General features: G+C 71.1%; 18 protein-coding genes. 16 read left to right on the top strand and 2 right to left on the bottom strand.

All coding sequences use genetic code 11. The annotated features are described in order from the left end of the window. The first annotated feature begins 34 nt into the window (after nucleotides 1-34). Both KAK07_RS01355 and KAK07_RS01360 read left to right on the top strand, forming a co-directional pair. Entirely contained in the window at nucleotides 35-334 is a 300-nt protein-coding gene (locus tag KAK07_RS01355; protein WP_210851982.1) for a flagellar protein FliT, read from the top strand. A gap of 18 nt (nucleotides 335-352) precedes the next feature. After that, a complete protein-coding gene (locus KAK07_RS01360; RefSeq protein ID WP_210851983.1) occupies nucleotides 353-1,114 on the top strand; it encodes a flagellar brake protein in 762 nt (253 codons plus the stop codon). A gap of 325 nt (nucleotides 1,115-1,439) precedes the next feature. Here KAK07_RS01360 and fliE read toward each other — a convergent pair whose 3' ends face one another. Beyond that, nucleotides 1,440-1,799, bottom strand: a complete 360-nt coding sequence (gene fliE, locus KAK07_RS01365) for a flagellar hook-basal body complex protein FliE (protein ID WP_210851984.1) — start codon at nucleotides 1,797-1,799, stop codon at nucleotides 1,440-1,442. A gap of 180 nt (nucleotides 1,800-1,979) precedes the next feature. On the opposite strand from fliE, the gene fliF reads away from it, so the two are divergent. The 13 genes from fliF (at nucleotide 1,980) to fliR (ending at nucleotide 13,009) form a co-directional block, all read left to right on the top strand. After that, on the top strand, nucleotides 1,980-3,689 hold the full coding sequence (gene fliF, locus KAK07_RS01370; protein WP_210858574.1) for a flagellar basal-body MS-ring/collar protein FliF: 1,710 nt from the start codon (nucleotides 1,980-1,982) through the stop codon (nucleotides 3,687-3,689). Nucleotides 3,690-3,707: 18 nt separating this feature from the next. Beyond that, on the top strand, nucleotides 3,708-4,709 hold the full coding sequence (gene fliG, locus KAK07_RS01375) for a flagellar motor switch protein FliG (RefSeq protein WP_210851986.1): 1,002 nt from the start codon (nucleotides 3,708-3,710) through the stop codon (nucleotides 4,707-4,709). Next, nucleotides 4,696-5,499: a FliH/SctL family protein gene (locus KAK07_RS01380; protein WP_210851987.1), complete on the top strand. Its 804-nt coding sequence runs from the start codon at nucleotides 4,696-4,698 to the stop codon at nucleotides 5,497-5,499. Before fliG ends, KAK07_RS01380 begins: the two co-directional genes overlap by 14 nt. Continuing rightward, a complete protein-coding gene (gene fliI, locus KAK07_RS01385) occupies nucleotides 5,496-6,896 on the top strand; it encodes a flagellar protein export ATPase FliI (protein ID WP_210851988.1) in 1,401 nt (466 codons plus the stop codon). The genes KAK07_RS01380 and fliI overlap by 4 nt, the downstream gene beginning before the upstream one ends. Before the next feature lie 34 nt (nucleotides 6,897-6,930). Further along, complete coding sequence (gene fliJ / locus KAK07_RS01390; protein WP_210858576.1) at nucleotides 6,931-7,380, top strand: flagellar export protein FliJ; 450 nt, start codon at nucleotides 6,931-6,933, stop codon at nucleotides 7,378-7,380. Between the two features lie 25 nt (nucleotides 7,381-7,405). Then, complete coding sequence (locus KAK07_RS01395) at nucleotides 7,406-8,500, top strand: flagellar hook-length control protein FliK (RefSeq protein WP_210851990.1); 1,095 nt, start codon at nucleotides 7,406-7,408, stop codon at nucleotides 8,498-8,500. Nucleotides 8,501-8,646: 146 nt separating this feature from the next. Next, the gene (locus KAK07_RS01400; protein WP_210851991.1) at nucleotides 8,647-9,276 is read left to right on the top strand and encodes a flagellar basal body-associated FliL family protein; all 630 of its coding nucleotides are present in this window, start codon (nucleotides 8,647-8,649) and stop codon (nucleotides 9,274-9,276) included. Between the two features lie 107 nt (nucleotides 9,277-9,383). Further along, on the top strand, nucleotides 9,384-10,388 hold the full coding sequence (gene fliM, locus KAK07_RS01405) for a flagellar motor switch protein FliM (RefSeq protein WP_210851992.1): 1,005 nt from the start codon (nucleotides 9,384-9,386) through the stop codon (nucleotides 10,386-10,388). After that, nucleotides 10,378-10,821, top strand: coding sequence for a flagellar motor switch protein FliN (gene fliN, locus KAK07_RS01410; RefSeq protein WP_210851993.1), 444 nt, complete (start codon nucleotides 10,378-10,380; stop codon nucleotides 10,819-10,821). Before fliM ends, fliN begins: the two co-directional genes overlap by 11 nt. A gap of 14 nt (nucleotides 10,822-10,835) precedes the next feature. Next, nucleotides 10,836-11,192 carry a FliO/MopB family protein gene (locus tag KAK07_RS01415; RefSeq protein WP_210851994.1) on the top strand — a complete coding sequence of 119 codons (357 nt, stop codon included), beginning with the start codon at nucleotides 10,836-10,838 and terminating at the stop codon, nucleotides 11,190-11,192. Nucleotides 11,193-11,194: 2 nt separating this feature from the next. Further along, nucleotides 11,195-11,941 carry a flagellar type III secretion system pore protein FliP gene (fliP, locus tag KAK07_RS01420; RefSeq protein ID WP_375140967.1) on the top strand — a complete coding sequence of 249 codons (747 nt, stop codon included), beginning with the start codon at nucleotides 11,195-11,197 and terminating at the stop codon, nucleotides 11,939-11,941. 15 nt (nucleotides 11,942-11,956) lie between these two features. Beyond that, nucleotides 11,957-12,226: a flagellar biosynthesis protein FliQ gene (gene fliQ / locus KAK07_RS01425; protein ID WP_210851995.1), complete on the top strand. Its 270-nt coding sequence runs from the start codon at nucleotides 11,957-11,959 to the stop codon at nucleotides 12,224-12,226. Nucleotides 12,227-12,247: 21 nt separating this feature from the next. Further along, entirely contained in the window at nucleotides 12,248-13,009 is a 762-nt protein-coding gene (gene fliR / locus KAK07_RS01430; RefSeq protein ID WP_210851996.1) for a flagellar biosynthetic protein FliR, read from the top strand. Here the strand turns inward: fliR and KAK07_RS01435 are convergent. Next, a complete protein-coding gene (locus KAK07_RS01435; RefSeq protein WP_210851997.1) occupies nucleotides 13,002-14,159 on the bottom strand; it encodes a GGDEF domain-containing protein in 1,158 nt (385 codons plus the stop codon). The genes fliR and KAK07_RS01435 overlap by 8 nt on opposite strands. 149 nt (nucleotides 14,160-14,308) lie before the next feature. On the opposite strand from KAK07_RS01435, the gene KAK07_RS01440 reads away from it, so the two are divergent. Continuing rightward, complete coding sequence (locus tag KAK07_RS01440) at nucleotides 14,309-15,436, top strand: EscU/YscU/HrcU family type III secretion system export apparatus switch protein (RefSeq protein WP_210851998.1); 1,128 nt, start codon at nucleotides 14,309-14,311, stop codon at nucleotides 15,434-15,436. The last annotated feature ends 151 nt before the right edge of the window (nucleotides 15,437-15,587 follow it).

Here is a 15,587-nt window from a genome sequence, read left to right on the forward strand (position 1 = left end):
GGGTGGCCCAAGTGCCGTCCAAGGACCCGAGATCATGAATACCTCCCTGCTCACCTATTACGAGGCCATCGAGAAGGCCAGTGCCGACATGCTGGAGGCCGCCCGCCTGGGCGACTGGGACCAGGTGGTTCAGCTCGAGGGCGCCTGCGCCGTGTTGATCGCCCGCCTCAAGCAGGCCGCGCAGACCGAATCACTGCAGGCCGACGAGGCCCGCACCAAGTCGCGCATCATGCAGCGCATCCTGCTCAACGACGCCGAGATCCGCCACCTGGCCGAGCCCTGGATGGAGGACCTGGACCTGATGATGCGCGGCAAGTCCCGCACCCTGCACTGACGCGCCGGAGGCCAGGCCATGTACGAGGACACCCGACCCGCCGACCTGGGTGATGGCGGCCCCGACGATCCGATGGCGGAGTTCAGGGTCACCTCGCCGCCCGAGGTCCGCAGCCTGCTCAAGGCCCTGATGGACCGCGGCGTCATCGTCAACCTCAACGCCTCGGACGGCAGCGTCTACGGCAGCACGCTGTGGTCGGTCGACGCCGAGCAGCGCCGCATGGCCTTCACCGCCGATCTGGGCTCACCGATGGTGCAGCGCATGGTCGAGGCGGACGAGGTGGCCGCGGTGGCCTACCTGGACAAGGTGAAGCTGCAATTCGAGGTGTCCGGGCGCCTGCTGGTGCATGGCCGCCAGGCCTGTGTGCTGCAGGCCGACTGGCCCCGTGCACTCTACCGATTCCAGCGCCGCAACGCCTACCGCGTGCGCACGATCGAACGCATGGCGCCGCACGTGGAGTTCCGCCATCCGGCGCTGCCCGAGATGACGCTCAGCCTGCGCGTGCTGGACCTGAGTGTCAACGGCTGCGCGCTGTTCCTGCCCGACAACGTGCCGCCGCTGCAGCCCGGCGTGACGATCCATGCAGCGCAGCTGCAGCTCGAGCCTGGCGAGGGCCTGGCCCTGCGGCTGCATGTCCACCACGTGACCGCCATCCAGCCGGATGCCCGCGGCGTGCGCCTGGGCTGCGAATTCGTCGCCCTGCCGGGCGACGGCGACCGGGTGCTGCAGCGCTACATCGATGCCATCCAGAAGCGTCGCCGCATGATGTCGTTGGATTGAGTCCCCCCGGGCGGGCGCGACGCGCGCGACCTGCCCCTTGACGCGTGAGATCAAGCACCAGGGGCATGGCGGCACCCGCGCCGTCCAGCGCCGGGCCGGTCCACGGCCTCGCGGCGCTCGGCCGGTTCGGCAGGCGAGCCGGGGTCCTCAGGACCCCGTCACGTCCGGCCTCACCCAAGCGTCCGGCCGGCGCAGCCCCCTCGGGGGGGCGAGTCCGGACGTATCGTGTCCGGCGGACGCGATGCGCCTGACGAGCGGGTCGGCCGCAAGGCCGGCCGCGGCCTGCAAGGCACGGGCGGTACCCCGCCCGTGGGGGCCAACACCGTTACACCTGCATGTTCATGACGTCGGTGTAGGCCTGGACCATGCGGTTGCGCACCGACAGCACGGCCTGGAAGCCGAGCTGCGACTTTTGCATGGCCACCATGGTCTGCTCCAGGCTGACCGTGGGGTTGTCCAGCTGCAGTTCGCGCTGCAGGCGACCGGTCTCGTTCTGGGCGTCGCTGACCTGGCGCAGCGCCTGGGCCATCGCATTCTGGAAGCCGCCCTTGTCGACCGCGGTGGTGCTGCCCACGGCCGCCGGTGCGCTGACCGCACGGGCGCGGGCCAGCGGCTGGCCGTCCGGGCCCATGCCGGCCTTGGCCAGGGCCTGGTTGAAGTCGAAGGGTTTGAGTTTCAGGTCCATGCGAGCAGCCTCCTCGGCGAGGTGACATGGCTGGCATCGTAGGTCGGGCGGCCGGTCGGTGTAGGGGGGAACTGCCGGGCCTTAGGCGCGCTTCTCGCACCATGGCGGGGCCCTCGGCTGCCCAACAATCGCTGGCAACTGGTCACTAGCCCGCTTGGCGGGCCCGGATTGCCCGACACCATGGACGCCGTCGTCGAATCTCCCACCCCGCTGGTTCCCGCGCAGCCGCCCGGCCTGATGGCCCGGCTGGCCGGCCTGCCCCAGGCGACCAAGATCAAGCTCGGCGTGGGGCTCGCCGGCCTGCTGGCCACCGTGGTGGCCATGGCCCTGTGGGCCAGCCAGGGCGACTGGAAGGTGCTGTACGCCAACCTGCCCGACAAGGAAGCCGGCGCGATCATCGCCCAGCTCTCGCAGATGAAGGTGCCCTACCGGCACACCGAAGGCGGCGCGGCCATCATGGTGCCCGCCGATCGGGTCTACGACCTGAAGATGACGCTGGCCGCCGCCGGCCTGCCCAAGGCCTCGGTGCCCGGCAACGAGCTGCTCGACAACGCCCGCTTCGGACAGACCGACCGCCAGGAGCGCATGAACATGCAGCGCGCGCTGGAAGGCGAACTGGTGCGCACCATCACCCGCCTGGATGGCGTGCAGGAGGCCCGCGTGCACCTGGCCCTGCCCAACCAGAACGGCTTCTTCCGCGAGCAGCAGAAAGCCAGCGCCAGCGTCATGCTGACCCTGCACCCGGGCCGCAGCCTGGACCGGGCGCAGGCCGCAGCCATCGTCCACCTGGTGTCGTCCAGCGTGCCCGAGCTGAACCCCAAGGCGGTCAGCGTGCTCGACCAGACCGGCACACTGCTGTCCGGCCCCGATGAGGCGGCCCGCAACCTCAACGAGCAGGAACTGCAGTACCAGCGTCAGATCGAGACCACCTATCTGAAGCGCGTGCAGGAGATCCTGGAGCCGGTGCTCGGCCGCGACAACATGCGCGCCACCGTCACCGCCGAGATCGACTTCACCCAGACCGAGGCCACCCAGGAGCAGTACCGCCCCAACCAGGGCGACCAGCCGGCGGCGGTGCGCAGCCAGCAGACCCTGGAGTCCACCCAGCCCGGCACGCCGGTGCCCACCGGCGTCCCCGGTGCCGCGACCAACCAGCCGCCGACCCCCGCCACCGCACCGGTGAACGGCGCCTCGGCACCGCTGCAGGCCAACCAGAGTGGCCAGGCCGGTGGCGGCTCGCGCCGCGAGGCGGTCACCAACTACGAGGTCGACAAGACCACCCGCGTGACCCGCGCCCCGGTGGGCAGCGTCAAGCGCCTGAATGCCGCGGTGGTGGTGAACTACCGCCTGCCCACGCCCGACCCCAAGGCCAAGAGCAAGACCGAACCCAAGCCCGAGGCGCTGCCGCAGGAGGAGATCGACAAGATCACCGCCCTGGTGCAGGAAGCGGTGGGTTACAGCAAGGACCGCGGCGACTCGATCAAGGTGATCAGCGCCCCCTTCCGCGCCGACGACACGCCCAAGCCCGACGAGCTGCCGCTGTGGAAGCAGCCCTGGGTGCTGGACCTGCTGCGCGCCGGTGCCGTGCCCGCCGCGCTCGCCATCGTCGCGCTGGGCCTGATCTTCGGCGCGATCCGCCCGGCCATCCAGGCGGCCCGACCGCCGGTGCCCGACGAGGCCCAGGCCACCGAAGCCACCGCCGTGGCGCAGCTCGACGCGGTGGTCGACGACGGCCTGGCGCTGCCCGGCGCGGCCGAAGGGGCGCTGCCGGCGCTGGAGTCGCCGCAGGAAAACGCCAAGCTCGAGGCGGCACGCCGCCTGGCCCGCGAGAACCCGCAGGCCGTGGCCAACATCATGCGCGAGTGGGTCACCGGCGAGGCCGTGGCCTGAATCTGAGAGACCATCACCATGGCCAGCGAAGACGAAAGCATCGAGAACGCAGCGATCCTGCTGATGTCGCTCGGTGAGGAAGAGGCCGCCCAGGTCTTCAAGCACCTGGGCCCCAAGGAAGTGCAGAAGCTGGGCGAGACCATCGCCCGCATGAAGGTCATTCCGCGCGAGCGGGTCGAGCAGGTGCTGGACCGCTTCACCGACGAGGCCGAGAAGCAGCACATGCTGGTGCCCGACACCGACGAGTACGTCAAGAGCGTGCTGCGCAAGGCCCTGGGTGACGACAAGGCCAACCTGCTGATCGACCGCATCATCCAGGGCAGCGACATCACCGGCATCGAGAGCCTGAAGTGGATGGACGCCGCCTCGGTGGCCGAGCTGCTGCGCAACGAACACCCGCAGATCATCGCCGCCATCCTGGTGCACCTGGACCAGGACCAGTCCTCCACCGTGCTCAAGAGCCTGCCCGAGCGGCAGCGCAACGAGGTGCTGATCCGCATCGCCACGCTCGACGGCATCCAGCCCACCGCGCTGAAGGACCTCAACGAGGTGCTCTCCAAGGTGCTGGCCGGCGGCGATCGCCTGAGGAAGGCCTCGCTGGGCGGCGTCAAGGCGGCGGCCGAGATCATCAACCTGATGGGCTCGTCGGTCGAGACCTCGGCGCTGGACTACATCCGCGAGGCCGATGGCGACCTGGCCCAGAAGATCATGGACAACATGTTCACCTTCGAGGACCTGAACAAGCTCGACGACAAGGGCTTCCAGTCGGTGCTCAAGGAAGTGCAGGGCGAGTCCCTGGTCATTGCGCTCAAGGGCGCGACGCCGGAGTTGCGCGAAAAGGTGTTCAAGAACATGTCCAGCCGCGCTGCCGAGACGCTGCGCGAAGACCTGGAAAGCCGTGGCCCGGTGCGGGTCAGCGAGGTCGAGGCCGAGCAGAAGGAAATGCTGAAGATCGTCCGCCGACTCGTCGACGAGGGCCAGATCGTGCTGGCCTCGGGAGGCGCGGATGACTTCCTCTGACCGGCGCGGCCCGCGCCAGGTGCCGCCGCCCCAGGGCAGCACCACCCGGCCGGCTGGCCACTACACCCGCTTCATCCCGCGCGAGGAGCTGTCGGCCTTCTCGAACTGGACCCCGGATGCCTTCGTCGGCCTGGCCGACGAGACCGAGCCGGTGCCCGTCGGCCTGCGCCGGGCGCCCACTGTGCCGGTCGAACCGCCGCCCGCGCCCGAGCCGCCACCCCTGGCCGGCCCCAGCGAAGAAGACTGGCTGCAGCGTGTCCAGGAGGCGCGCCAGCAGGGCTACCAGGACGGCTACCGCGATGGCCTGCAGGCGCTGGACGCCGCCCGGCGCCAGCACCTGCAGCAGGTCACCGCGCAGTTCGCCGGCCTGGCCAGTGCCTTCGAGGACCAGATGATGGCGCTGGAGCAGCGCATGGCCGAGGCCGTCACCGCCACCGCGCTGGCGCTGGCGCGCCAGGTGGTGCGCAGCGAACTCAGCCAACGGCCCGAGCTGGTGCGTCAGGTGGCCCAGGAGGCGATCGGTGCCGTGGTGCTGTCGGCCCGCCACCTGCGCCTGCGGTTGCACCCCGAGGACCTGAGCCTGGTGGCTGCCGATGACGGCGAACTGCTGCGTTCGCGCGAGGTTCAGCTGCAGCCCGACCCGGGCCTGCAGCGTGGCGGCTGCGTGGTCGAGTCCGACCTGGGCCGCGTCGATGCCCGCATCGGTCAGCGCTGGGCGCAGGCCGTGGCGGTGTTCGGCGCCGACCTGCCGCTCGACGGTGACACCGCACCGGGTGGAGACGCGCCATGACCGCGTCCGACCGCGCCCTGCGCTGGGAGCGCTACCTGGCCGACCTGGGCCGCTATGCGGCACTGCGCCAGCCGCTGGAGATGGAAGGCTCGCTGGTGCGCGTCACCGGCCTGGTGCTGGAAGCCACCGGCGTGCGGGCCCCGGTGGGCGCCGTCTGCGCCGTGGGCATGCCGGGCGACACGCCGGTCACCGCCGAGGTCGTGGGCTTCGATGGCGACCGTGCCTACCTGATGCCCACCGGCGAACTGCACGGCCTGGCCAGCGGGGCCCGCGTGGCGCCGCTGCCGGTGCCCCAGCTGCCACCGCGCCTGGGCGCCGAGAACCACCCCTGGCGCCGCACCGAAGACCGCGGTCTGCACCTGCCGATCGGCGACGGCCTGCTGGGCCGCGTCATCGATGCCCATGGCCAGCCGATGGACCGCGCGGGCCCGCTGCAGGAGGTGCAGAACGAACCGATGCTGCGCCGCCCGATCAATGCGATGGACCGTGACCCGGTGCGCACCCCGCTGGACACCGGCGTGCGGGCGATCAATGCGCTGCTCACCGTGGGGCGCGGCCAGCGCCTGGGCCTGTTCGCCGGCACCGGCGTGGGCAAGTCGGTGCTGCTGGGCATGATGGCGCGCTACACCGAGGCCGATGTCATCGTTGTCGGCCTGATCGGCGAGCGCGGCCGCGAAGTCAAGGAGTTCATCGAGGACATCCTGGGCGAGGAGGGCCTGCGCCGCGCCGTGGTGGTGGCCGCGCCCGCCGATGCGCCGCCGCTGGTGCGCATGCAGGGCGCCAGCTACGCCACCGCGATCGCCGAGCACTTCCGCGACAAGGGCCAGCACGTGCTGCTGCTGATGGACTCGCTGACCCGCTACGCGATGGCCCAGCGCGAGATCGCCCTGGCCATCGGCGAGCCCCCCGCCACCAAGGGCTACCCGCCCAGCTGCTTCGCCAAGCTGCCGCAGCTGGTCGAGCGCAGCGGCAACGGCCTGGCCGGCGGCGGCTCGATCACCGCCTTCTACACCGTGCTGACCGAAGGCGACGACCCGCAGGACCCGATCGCCGATGCCGCCCGCGGCATCCTGGACGGCCACATCGTGCTCTCGCGCGAGCTGGCCGAGAGCGGCCACTTTCCGGCGATCGATGTGGAACGCTCGATCTCGCGCGTGATGAACGCGGTGGCCGGTCGGCCGCACCTGGAGGCGGCGCGCCGCGCCCGGCAGTGGCTGGCGAAGTTCAACAAGGCGCGCGACCTGATCCAGCTGGGCGCCTACACGCCGGGCGCCGATCCCGAGCTCGACGCCGCCGTTCGCGTGCATCCGCAGTTGATCGCGCTGCTGCAGCAGGACATGCATGAGCCGGCGCCGCTGGGCACCAGCAGTGCGCAGCTGCAGCAGCTCACCCCCTGACCCCTGACCGAAAGCCCCCCGAACCATGGACCGGATGCAGTTGCTGGCCACCCTGCTCGAGCGCGAGGAGCGCCGCCGCGACGAAGCCCTGGCGCACTGGCGCGGCTGCCAGCAGCGTGCCGAGGCCGCCCGCGGCCAGCACCAGGCGCTGCTGGGCTACCGCGACGAGTACCGCCAGCGCTGGGCCGGCCAGTTCCGCCAGGGCTGCGGCATCGACCTGCTGCGCTGCTACCAGGGCTTCGTCAGCCGCCTGGACCAGGCCATCGAGATGCAGAGCCAGCAGGCCGATCACAGCCAGAACGTGCTGGACGCGGCGCTGCGCGCGCTGCGCCAGCGCGAGACCCGGGTGGCGATGGTGCGCAAGCTGATCGAGCGCCGCCAGGCCGCCGCCCAGCTGGCGCAGTCGCGCCGGGATCAGAAGACCAGCGACGAAGCCGCCCAGCGCATGGGCCGCCGCGGCCCGCGCGCGCTGCAGGCGGCCTGAGCGTTTTTCTTCCAGAGTGCCCCCGATGAGCCAGAGCGTCCACAGCACCCCCAGCCACCCGCGCACGCCGAGCGCCCACGCCGCGCGCGGTCACGCCACGCCAGCGGGCCAGGCCGCCACCGGGACCGCCCCGGCCGGGCTGTTCGCGCTGCTGCTGCGCGGGCAGCAGGACGAGGCGCAGGAGGCCACGCCGACGACCCCGGCCCCCGAGACCGACACCGAGGACGCGTCCGCCGAGCCCCGCGCCGAGACGCCCGAGACTCCGACCGAGCGGCCCCCGCAGCCCCCCGAGGCGCCGACGCCGCCCGCCGCCTGGACGCCTACCGTGCGCGGCGCCCCCGTGGCCGAGCCCGCGCCGCCCGAGGGCAGCGCCACCGACCCGCTGCAGCGCCTGGGCGCGGCCAGCCGCGCCCGTGGCCCCCATGGCGCCGACGGCCTGGAGCGTCAGCGCCCCGTGGCCGACGACGCCGCCAGCACCGACAACCCGACACAGCGCGCCGTCCCGCACGAGGCCGCCGCCGCCCCTGACACCGCCAACGACCCGTCGCTGGCGCGCGCGGTCAGCGAGCCGGTGCCGGAGCCCGCAGCCGCGCCTGCCGCCCCCGGCACGCTGCCCAGCCTGGGCCACGTGGCCGAGACCGCCGCCCCTGCGCCCAGCCCAGCGCCCGCCGACGCCGCCACCACCGCCCGCGCCCACCTGCCGCAGCCGCCCACCAGCCCGGCTTTCGCGCCGGCGCTGGGTCTGCAACTGAGCACCTGGTTGCGCGAGGGGGTGCAGCACGCGGCGCTGGAGCTGAACCCGGCCGAACTGGGCCCGATCGACGTGCGCATCGCGCTGCGCGATGGCCAGGCCCAGGTGGCCCTGACCGCCGACGTGCCCTTCACCCGCCAGGCCCTGGCCGACGCGCTGCCGCAACTGGCCGAGGCGCTGGGCGAGGTGGGCGTGCAGCTGTCGGGCGGCGATGTTTCCGACCAGGCGGGCCGCCGCGCCCGTGAGCAGGCCGCGTCCGGCCCGCGCACGGCCGGCCTGCCCGGCAGCGGCGGCGCCGTTGGCGGCGAGACCGCCACCCCGGCGCCGGCCAGCGCCCGCCGCCGCGGCCTGCTCGACCTCTACGCCTGAGCGCGGCGGCATCGGGCAAGGCGGTTTCCCCCCGCTTTTCCGGCCTTCGCGCCGGCGCCGGCTCCGAATAATCGGTTGGTATCCAGGAAGGTGGCGCGGCCCGTCGGGCCCGGCCTTCCTGTCAGCACCGTCACCGAGGAGCCGCCATGTCTGCCGCCGCTGCCGCCCCAGATGCCGCCGAGGCCGCGCCCAAGAAGGGCAAGAAAAAGCTGATCATCATCATCGCCGCCGTGGCCGTGCTGCTGCTGGGCGGTGGTGGGGCCGCGTTCTACGTGATGAAGAAGAACGCCGCCGCGGCCGAAGAGGCGGCCGCCGAGGGCGAGGACGGCGAACACGGGTCGCACGCCGAGAAGAAGCCCAAGGAAAAGAAGGAGAAGAAGAAGGACGACAAGCACGCCTTGCCGGTCTTCGTGCCTCTGGATCCGTTCACGGTCAACCTGGCCGACCGCGACAGCGACCGCTTTGCCCAGATCGGCATCACGCTGCAGGTCGAGGACGCCCACGCCGGCGACGAGATCAAGGCCTACCTGCCGGCCATCCGCAACAACATCCTGCTGCTGCTGTCACGCAAGTCCGCCCAGGACCTGGCCGGCGCCGAAGGCAAGGAACTGCTGGCCGAGGAAATCCTGCATGTGGCGGTGCAGCCGATGGGCATCGAGCTGCCCCCGCCCGGCGAAGAGGAAGCGCCCGCCAAGGGCAAGAAGAAGAAGCGCTACGACTCGATCGAGGATTCACCGATCAAGCACGTGCAGTTCTCCTCCTTCATCATTCAGTGACATGGTGCCCCCTCGCCTTCGGCTCTGCCCCCCAGGGGGGCGCGGGCTTCGCCTTGGGAGCGGCCCGGCGGCTGCGCCCGTGAGCACCTTTATGAACTGAGCTGACCATGAATCAGCAAATCCTCTCCCAGGACGAAGTCGACGCACTGCTGCAGGGCATCACCGGCGAGAGCCAGAAGCTCGAGCAGGAGGAAGTCCAGACCGGCGGCATCCGCGACTACGACCTGGCCAGCCAGGAGCGCATCGTCCGCGGCCGCATGCCGACGATGGAGATCATCTGCGAGCGCTTCGCCCGCAACATCCGCGTCGGCCTGTTCAACCTGATCCGGCGCAGCCCCGAGGTGTCGATCGGTGGCATCAAGGTGCAGAAGTACAGCGCCTTCCTGCGCGAGATCGTCGTGCCCACCAACTTCAACATCATGCAGGTGCGTCCGCTGCGCGGCTCGGGCCTGGTGGTGTGTGACCCGAGCATCGTCTTCTCGGTGATCGACGCCTTGTTCGGCGGCGCCGGCAAGTTCCACACCCGCATCGAGGGGCGCGACTTCTCGGCCACCGAGCAGCGCGTGATCGAGCGCCTGGTCGAGGTGGTCACGGCCGAATACAAGCGCGCCTGGAAAGGCATCTATCCGCTCGAGCTGGAGTACCAGCGCAGCGAGATGCAGCCGCAGTTCGCCAACATCGCCACGCCCAGCGAGATCGTGGTCGCCACCAGCTTCACGCTGGAGATCGGCGAGACCTCGGGCCAGATCCATTTCTGCATTCCCTACTCGACGCTGGAGCCGATCCGCGACGTGCTGTATTCGTCGATGCAGGGCGACTCCGTCGAGCCGGACCACCGCTGGGTGAACCTGCTCAAGCAGCAGATCCAGAGCGCCGAGGTCGACCTGGTGGTCGAGCTGGGCACCGCACCGGCCACGGTGGAGCAGCTGCTGGCGCTCAAGCCCGGCGACTTCATCGAGCTGGACCTCGAGCCGCTGGCGCAGGCCAAGGTGGACGGCGTGCCGGTGTTCGACTGCCACTACGGCACCTCGGACGGCCACTACGCCGTGAAGATCGAACGTACGTTGACCGGCCCGCAGCAGGGCTGGTTGGGAGAACACCATGTCAGCTGAAGAAGCCAACACCCAGGACGACATGGCCGACGCGTGGGCGGCGGCACTCGCCGAGTCCGGCGCGGGCGGCGGCAACGCCGTGGCCAGCGAGGTGGCGGCCCCGGCCGAGCAGGTCGCGCCTGCGGCCTTCGCCAATTTCTCGCCCGCGGGCGCAGCGGCCGGCGCGCCCAACGACATCAACATGATCCTGGACATCCCGGTCCAGCTGACGGTTGAGCTGGGCCGTACCCGGATCCCGATCAAGAACATCCTGCAGCTGGCGCAGGGCTCGGTGGTCGAGCTCGACGCGCTGGCCGGTGAGCCGATGGACGTGCTGGTCAACGGCTTCCTGATCGCCCAGGGCGAGGTGGTCGTGGTGAACGACAAGTTCGGCATCCGCCTGACCGACATCGTCACCCCCAGCGAGCGCATGCGCCGCCTGAGCAAGCTGTGAACGGTGCTGCCACGATGAACGCCTCTTCCGCCCTGTGGCCGGTGCTGGCCTTCGTGCTGGTGCTGGTGGCGATCCCGCTGGCGCTGTGGCTGATGCGCCGCGCCGGTGTCGGCTCCGCCGGGCCGGGCAACCTGCTGCGCGCTGTGGCCGGCCTGCCGCTGTCGCCCACCCAGAAGGTGGTGGTGGTCGAACTGGGCACCGGCGGCCAGGCGCGCTGGCTGGTGCTGGGTGTGGGCCAGGACCATGTGACGCCGCTGCTGACGCTGGACGCCCCGCCCGGCAGCGCCGCGCTGCTGGGCAGCCCCCAGGGCCCGGCCGTGCAGCAGCTGCTTGACCGCTTCCGCCAGGGTGGCCAGGGGACCGCGCTGTGACCCTGACGCATCTGTCGCGGCGTGCGCTGCCGCTGGCGCTGCTGGCGCTGCCCGTGCTGGGCTGGGCGCAGAGCGGCCCGAACCTGCCCTTGCTGGTGGGGCAGGGCAGCGGTGGCACCAGCTACTCGGTGCCGATGCAGACGCTGCTGTTCTTCACCGCGCTGAGCTTCCTGCCGGCCGTGCTGCTGCTGATGACAGGCTTCACCCGCATCGTCATCGTGCTGTCGCTGCTGCGCCAGGCGCTGGGCACCCAGGCCGCGCCGCCCAACCAGGTGGTCATCGGCCTGAGCCTGTTCCTCACCTTCTTCGTGATGTCGCCGACGATCGACAAGGTCTATGCCGATGCCTGGCAGCCCTACCAGGCCAGCCAGATCGGCTTCGAGGAAGCGCTCAAGCGCGCCGAGGTGCCGATGCGCGGCTTCATGCTCAAGCAGACCCGCCAGTCCGACGTGCAGCTCTTCGCCCGCCTGGCCAAGCTCGACCCGGCGGTCAAAGGCGAGGACGTGCCCTTCAAGGTGCTGGTACCGGCCTTCGTCACCAGCGAACTCAAGAGCGCCTTCCAGATCGGCTTCCTGATCTTCATCCCCTTCCTGGTGATCGACATGGTGGTGGCCAGCGTGCTGATGTCGCTGGGCATGATGATGCTCTCGCCGGTGCTGGTGGCGCTGCCCTTCAAGCTGATGCTCTTCGTGCTGGCCGATGGCTGGAACCTGTTGCTGGGCTCACTCGCCGCCAGTTTTGCCACCTGACCCGCCCCGCTGTCCATGGATGCCTCTCATGTTTTCACGATCGGCCAGCAGGGCCTGATGATCCTGCTGATGGTGTCGGCACCGATGCTGGCGGCGGTGCTGCTGGTCGGGGTGCTGGTCAGCATCTTCCAGGCCGCCACCCAGATCAACGAGGCCACGCTGAGCTTCGTGCCCAAGCTGATCGCCGCGGTGGCGGTGATGGCCGTGGCCGGTCCGTGGATGATGACCACGCTGGTCGACTACCTGCGCTCGATGCTGATGTCGATCGCCACGGCGGCCACCTGATCGCGGCTGCAGTCGCCGGCGATGATCTCCTTCAGCGAAGCCCAGATCCTGGCCTGGATCACGCCGATCCTGTGGCCCTTCGTGCGGGTGCTGGCGCTGCTGCAGGTGCTGCCGGTGATCGGCCAGCGCCTGGTGCCGCTGCGGGTGCGCGTCGGCCTGGCGTTCCTGGTGGCGCTGGCCGCGCAGCCGATGCTGCCGCCGATCGAGCCGGTGCCGCTGGATTCGGCGCTGGCCGTGGGCCTGGTGGCGCAGCAGCTGATGGTGGGCCTGACGCTGGGCTTCGCGGTGCGACTGGTGGTGGCCGCGGTGGAGCTGGCCGGTGAGATCGCCGGTCTGCAGATGGGCCTGAACTTCGCCGGTTTCTTCGACCCGGTCTCGGCCACCCAGGCCACCGCGAGCAGCCGCTTCTTCGGCACGCTGGTGGCCTTCCTGTTCATCGTCATCAACGGTCACCTGGCGGTGATCGAGGCGGTGGTGCGCAGCCTGGAGGTGTTCCCGGTCGGGCCGCAGCCCTTCGCCTTCCTGGCCGCCACCCGGCCTCACGAGTGGGGCGCCGAGGTGTTCCGCATGGGCCTGTGGATGGCGATGCCGCTGATCGCGATGCTGATGCTGGTGAACCTGGTGCTGGGCGTGGTCTCGCGCGTGGCGCCGCAGGTGCACATCTTCTCGCTGGGCTTTCCGGTCACCGTGGCCGTGGGCCTGATCGGCCTGATGGCGATGCTGCCGATGCTCCAGACGCCCTTCGTGGCCACGCTGGAGCGGATGCTGGCGCCGTTCAGGTAGCCGGCTCGACGCGGTCGCGGCCGCCCGACTTCGCCCGGTACAGGCCGGTGTCGGCCTCGGCGATCGCCGCATCGATCGACTGCGGGGGCGACCAGATCGCCCAGCCGATCGACGCCGTTGGCCGCAGCCCCGGCGCCGACGGCAGCCGGGTCGCCGCCACGGCCGCGCGCATCCGTTGCGCCGCCTGCAGCGCGGTCGCGCGGTCGGCCCCGGGCAGCACGGCCAGGAACTCCTCGCCACCCCAGCGCGCCATCAGGTCTTCCTGGCGCAGCGCGGTCAGCATCTGCCGCGCGCACTGGCGCAGCACCTCGTCACCCACGGCGTGGCCGTGGGCGTCGTTGACCAGCTTGAAGTGGTCCAGATCCAGCAGCAGCACCGCGGCGGACTGCGCCTGGCGGGCCAGACGAGCGCCTTCGGCGTCAATGCGCTCCACCATCGCCCGCCGGTTCAGCAAGCCGGTCAGCGGGTCGCGGGTCGCCAGGTTCATCGCGTGCTGCAAGGCGGCCTCAAGCCGGGCATTGGCACGTTGCAGGTCCTCACTGAGACGGCGGCTGAGCAGCTCCGCCGCGACACCCTCGCAGCTCTGCCGGTGCAGCTGGCGACCGTAGATGGTGACCACCGCCAGCAGCACGGCGATGCCGGCGAACAGGGGCCAGGCGGTGGTCCAGGACTCCTGCGCCAGTCGCGCACCGATCGTCAGCCACATCGGCGCGATGAAGACCACCATCGACTGGCCCCAGTAGGCGGCCGTGATCAGCATCAGCACCGTCGCCACCAGGGGCAGCACGACCATCACCAGGTCCCGGCCGTCGAAGGGGAAGTCGGCGACCATCCAGACCGGCAGGCCCCAGCTGACGCCGGCAAAGGACACCCCTGCCAGCAGCCGCAGCGGCAAGCGGCCGGCCTGGTGCAGCGTCTGGACGCGCAGCAGGCGCCTGGCCAGCCAGTGGTTGTGCAGCAGCGAGGCGAAACGCAGCGCCACGAAGGCGGCCAGCAGGGCGGCGGGCGCGCGCGTCCACTGCAGCGCGACGATCAGGCCCACGCCCAGCACGCTGCTGTAGATGGCGGCCAGCTCCCGGTGGGCCGAGCGGCGCAGCAACTCCAGACGGAGCTCGTCCGGGTCCTGGGGTTGGCCGGGGAGGTACTGCATGGCTCGTCGGTGGGGCCGTGGCGGGCCCTGCGACCCATCGCCAGCGCCGACTCTACACCGCCGCATCCCGCAGTGACCGGGGAAGTGCCGGGCGAAAACCGGGCTCCAGTCGGCACCGCCGTCCCGCCGGGCGGGCAGCATCCGCATCCATGTCCGACTCCGCCCAGGACCGCAACCTCCCCGCGTCAGAACGCAAGAAGCGCCGTGCCCGTGAAGACGGCCAGGTGCCGCGTTCGCGCGACCTGGGCCATGTGGCCGCGCTGGGCGGCGGCGGTGCGGTGCTGATGGCGGTGGCGGGCCCGCTGGCCGCCTGGTTGCGCGACCTGCTGGCGGGTGCGCTGCGCTTTGGCGCCAACGACGTGCACAACCCTGCCGCGATGGGCGAACACCTGCAGCGCCTGGGAGGCCAGGCGCTGATGGTGGTGCTGCCACTGGGCGTGCTGGTGGCGCTGGCGGCGATGCTGGCGGCCAAGCTCTCGGGCGGCTGGAACGTCAGCTTCAAGGCGCTGCGCCCCGACTTCTCGCGCTTCAACCCGCTGGCGGGGCTGGGGCGCATGGTGTCGAAGGATCACCTGCTCAATGTCTTGATGTCGATCACGCTGGCGGTGGTGGTGGGGGTGGTGGGCACGCTCTACATCCGGCACCGCTTCTTCGAGCTGGCCGGCCTGCTGGCCGTGCCGCTGCCACAGGCGATCAGCGAGATCGGCGGCGTGCTGGCCGCCTGCCTGGGCCTGATGCTGCTGGCCCTGGCCGGCTGGGCGGCCATGGACGTGCCGCTGCAACGCCACCTGTGGCTGAACCGCCTGAAGATGACGCGCGAGGAAGCCAAGCAGGAAATGAAGGACGCCGAGGGCAACCTGGAGGTCAAGGGCCGGATCAAGGCGCGCATGCGCGAGATCAGCCGCAAGCGCATGCTGGCCGCGGTGCCCGAGGCCGACCTGGTGGTCATGAACCCGACCCACTACGCCGTGGCGCTGAAGTACGACGAGCAGCGCATGGGTGCGCCGCGGGTGGTGGCCAAGGGCGCCGATCTGCTGGCGCTGAAGATCCGCGACCTGGCGCGCGACGCCCAGGTGCCGGTGCTGCAGGCACCGCCTCTGGCGCGGGCGCTCTACGCGCACTGCGAGCTGGACCAGGAGGTGCCGGCCGCGCTGTTCGCCGCGGTGGCCCAGGTGCTGGCCTGGGTCTACCAGCTGCGCCGCAGTCCCGAACTGGCCACGGCGCCGCCGCAGGTGCAGGTGCCGCAGGGCCTGGACCCGCACGAGGCACGCGCCTGATGCCCCACAGGCCCCGGGCTGGTGCGCCGGCGTACCGCCTGCGCCACGGCCTGTCTGGACAAGCGGGCCGGTTGCGCTGATCATGCCGCGGGCGCCATCCGGCGCTGCCAGGTTGGGCCAGGGAGGTTCGGGTGGTACGGTGCGGAAGCCT

Origin of the sequence: Ideonella alba, from assembly GCF_018069875.1 — a bacterium.
Taxonomy (GTDB): Bacteria; Pseudomonadota; Gammaproteobacteria; order Burkholderiales; family Burkholderiaceae_C; genus Ideonella; species Ideonella alba.

Bases quoted from the DNA above. Each gene is read 5' to 3' on its own strand.
- KAK07_RS01360 (WP_210851983.1), top strand. From the start codon at position 353: ATGTACGAGGACACCCGACCCGCCGACCTGGGTGATGGCGGCCCCGAC.
- KAK07_RS01355 (WP_210851982.1), top strand. From the start codon at position 35: ATGAATACCTCCCTGCTCACCTATTACGAGGCCATCGAGAAGGCCAGT.
- KAK07_RS01380 (WP_210851987.1), top strand. From the start codon at position 4,696: ATGACTTCCTCTGACCGGCGCGGCCCGCGCCAGGTGCCGCCGCCCCAG.
- fliG (WP_210851986.1), top strand. From the start codon at position 3,708: ATGGCCAGCGAAGACGAAAGCATCGAGAACGCAGCGATCCTGCTGATG.
- fliM (WP_210851992.1), top strand. From the start codon at position 9,384: ATGAATCAGCAAATCCTCTCCCAGGACGAAGTCGACGCACTGCTGCAG.
- KAK07_RS01440 (WP_210851998.1), top strand. From the start codon at position 14,309: ATGTCCGACTCCGCCCAGGACCGCAACCTCCCCGCGTCAGAACGCAAG.
- KAK07_RS01415 (WP_210851994.1), top strand. From the start codon at position 10,836: ATGAACGCCTCTTCCGCCCTGTGGCCGGTGCTGGCCTTCGTGCTGGTG.
- fliF (WP_210858574.1), top strand. From the start codon at position 1,980: ATGGACGCCGTCGTCGAATCTCCCACCCCGCTGGTTCCCGCGCAGCCG.
- fliR (WP_210851996.1), top strand. From the start codon at position 12,248: ATGATCTCCTTCAGCGAAGCCCAGATCCTGGCCTGGATCACGCCGATC.
- fliE (WP_210851984.1), bottom strand. From the start codon at position 1,799: ATGGACCTGAAACTCAAACCCTTCGACTTCAACCAGGCCCTGGCCAAG.
- fliQ (WP_210851995.1), top strand. From the start codon at position 11,957: ATGGATGCCTCTCATGTTTTCACGATCGGCCAGCAGGGCCTGATGATC.
- KAK07_RS01435 (WP_210851997.1), bottom strand. From the start codon at position 14,159: ATGCAGTACCTCCCCGGCCAACCCCAGGACCCGGACGAGCTCCGTCTG.
- fliJ (WP_210858576.1), top strand. From the start codon at position 6,931: ATGCAGTTGCTGGCCACCCTGCTCGAGCGCGAGGAGCGCCGCCGCGAC.
- KAK07_RS01400 (WP_210851991.1), top strand. From the start codon at position 8,647: ATGTCTGCCGCCGCTGCCGCCCCAGATGCCGCCGAGGCCGCGCCCAAG.
- KAK07_RS01395 (WP_210851990.1), top strand. From the start codon at position 7,406: ATGAGCCAGAGCGTCCACAGCACCCCCAGCCACCCGCGCACGCCGAGC.
- fliN (WP_210851993.1), top strand. From the start codon at position 10,378: ATGTCAGCTGAAGAAGCCAACACCCAGGACGACATGGCCGACGCGTGG.
- fliI (WP_210851988.1), top strand. From the start codon at position 5,496: ATGACCGCGTCCGACCGCGCCCTGCGCTGGGAGCGCTACCTGGCCGAC.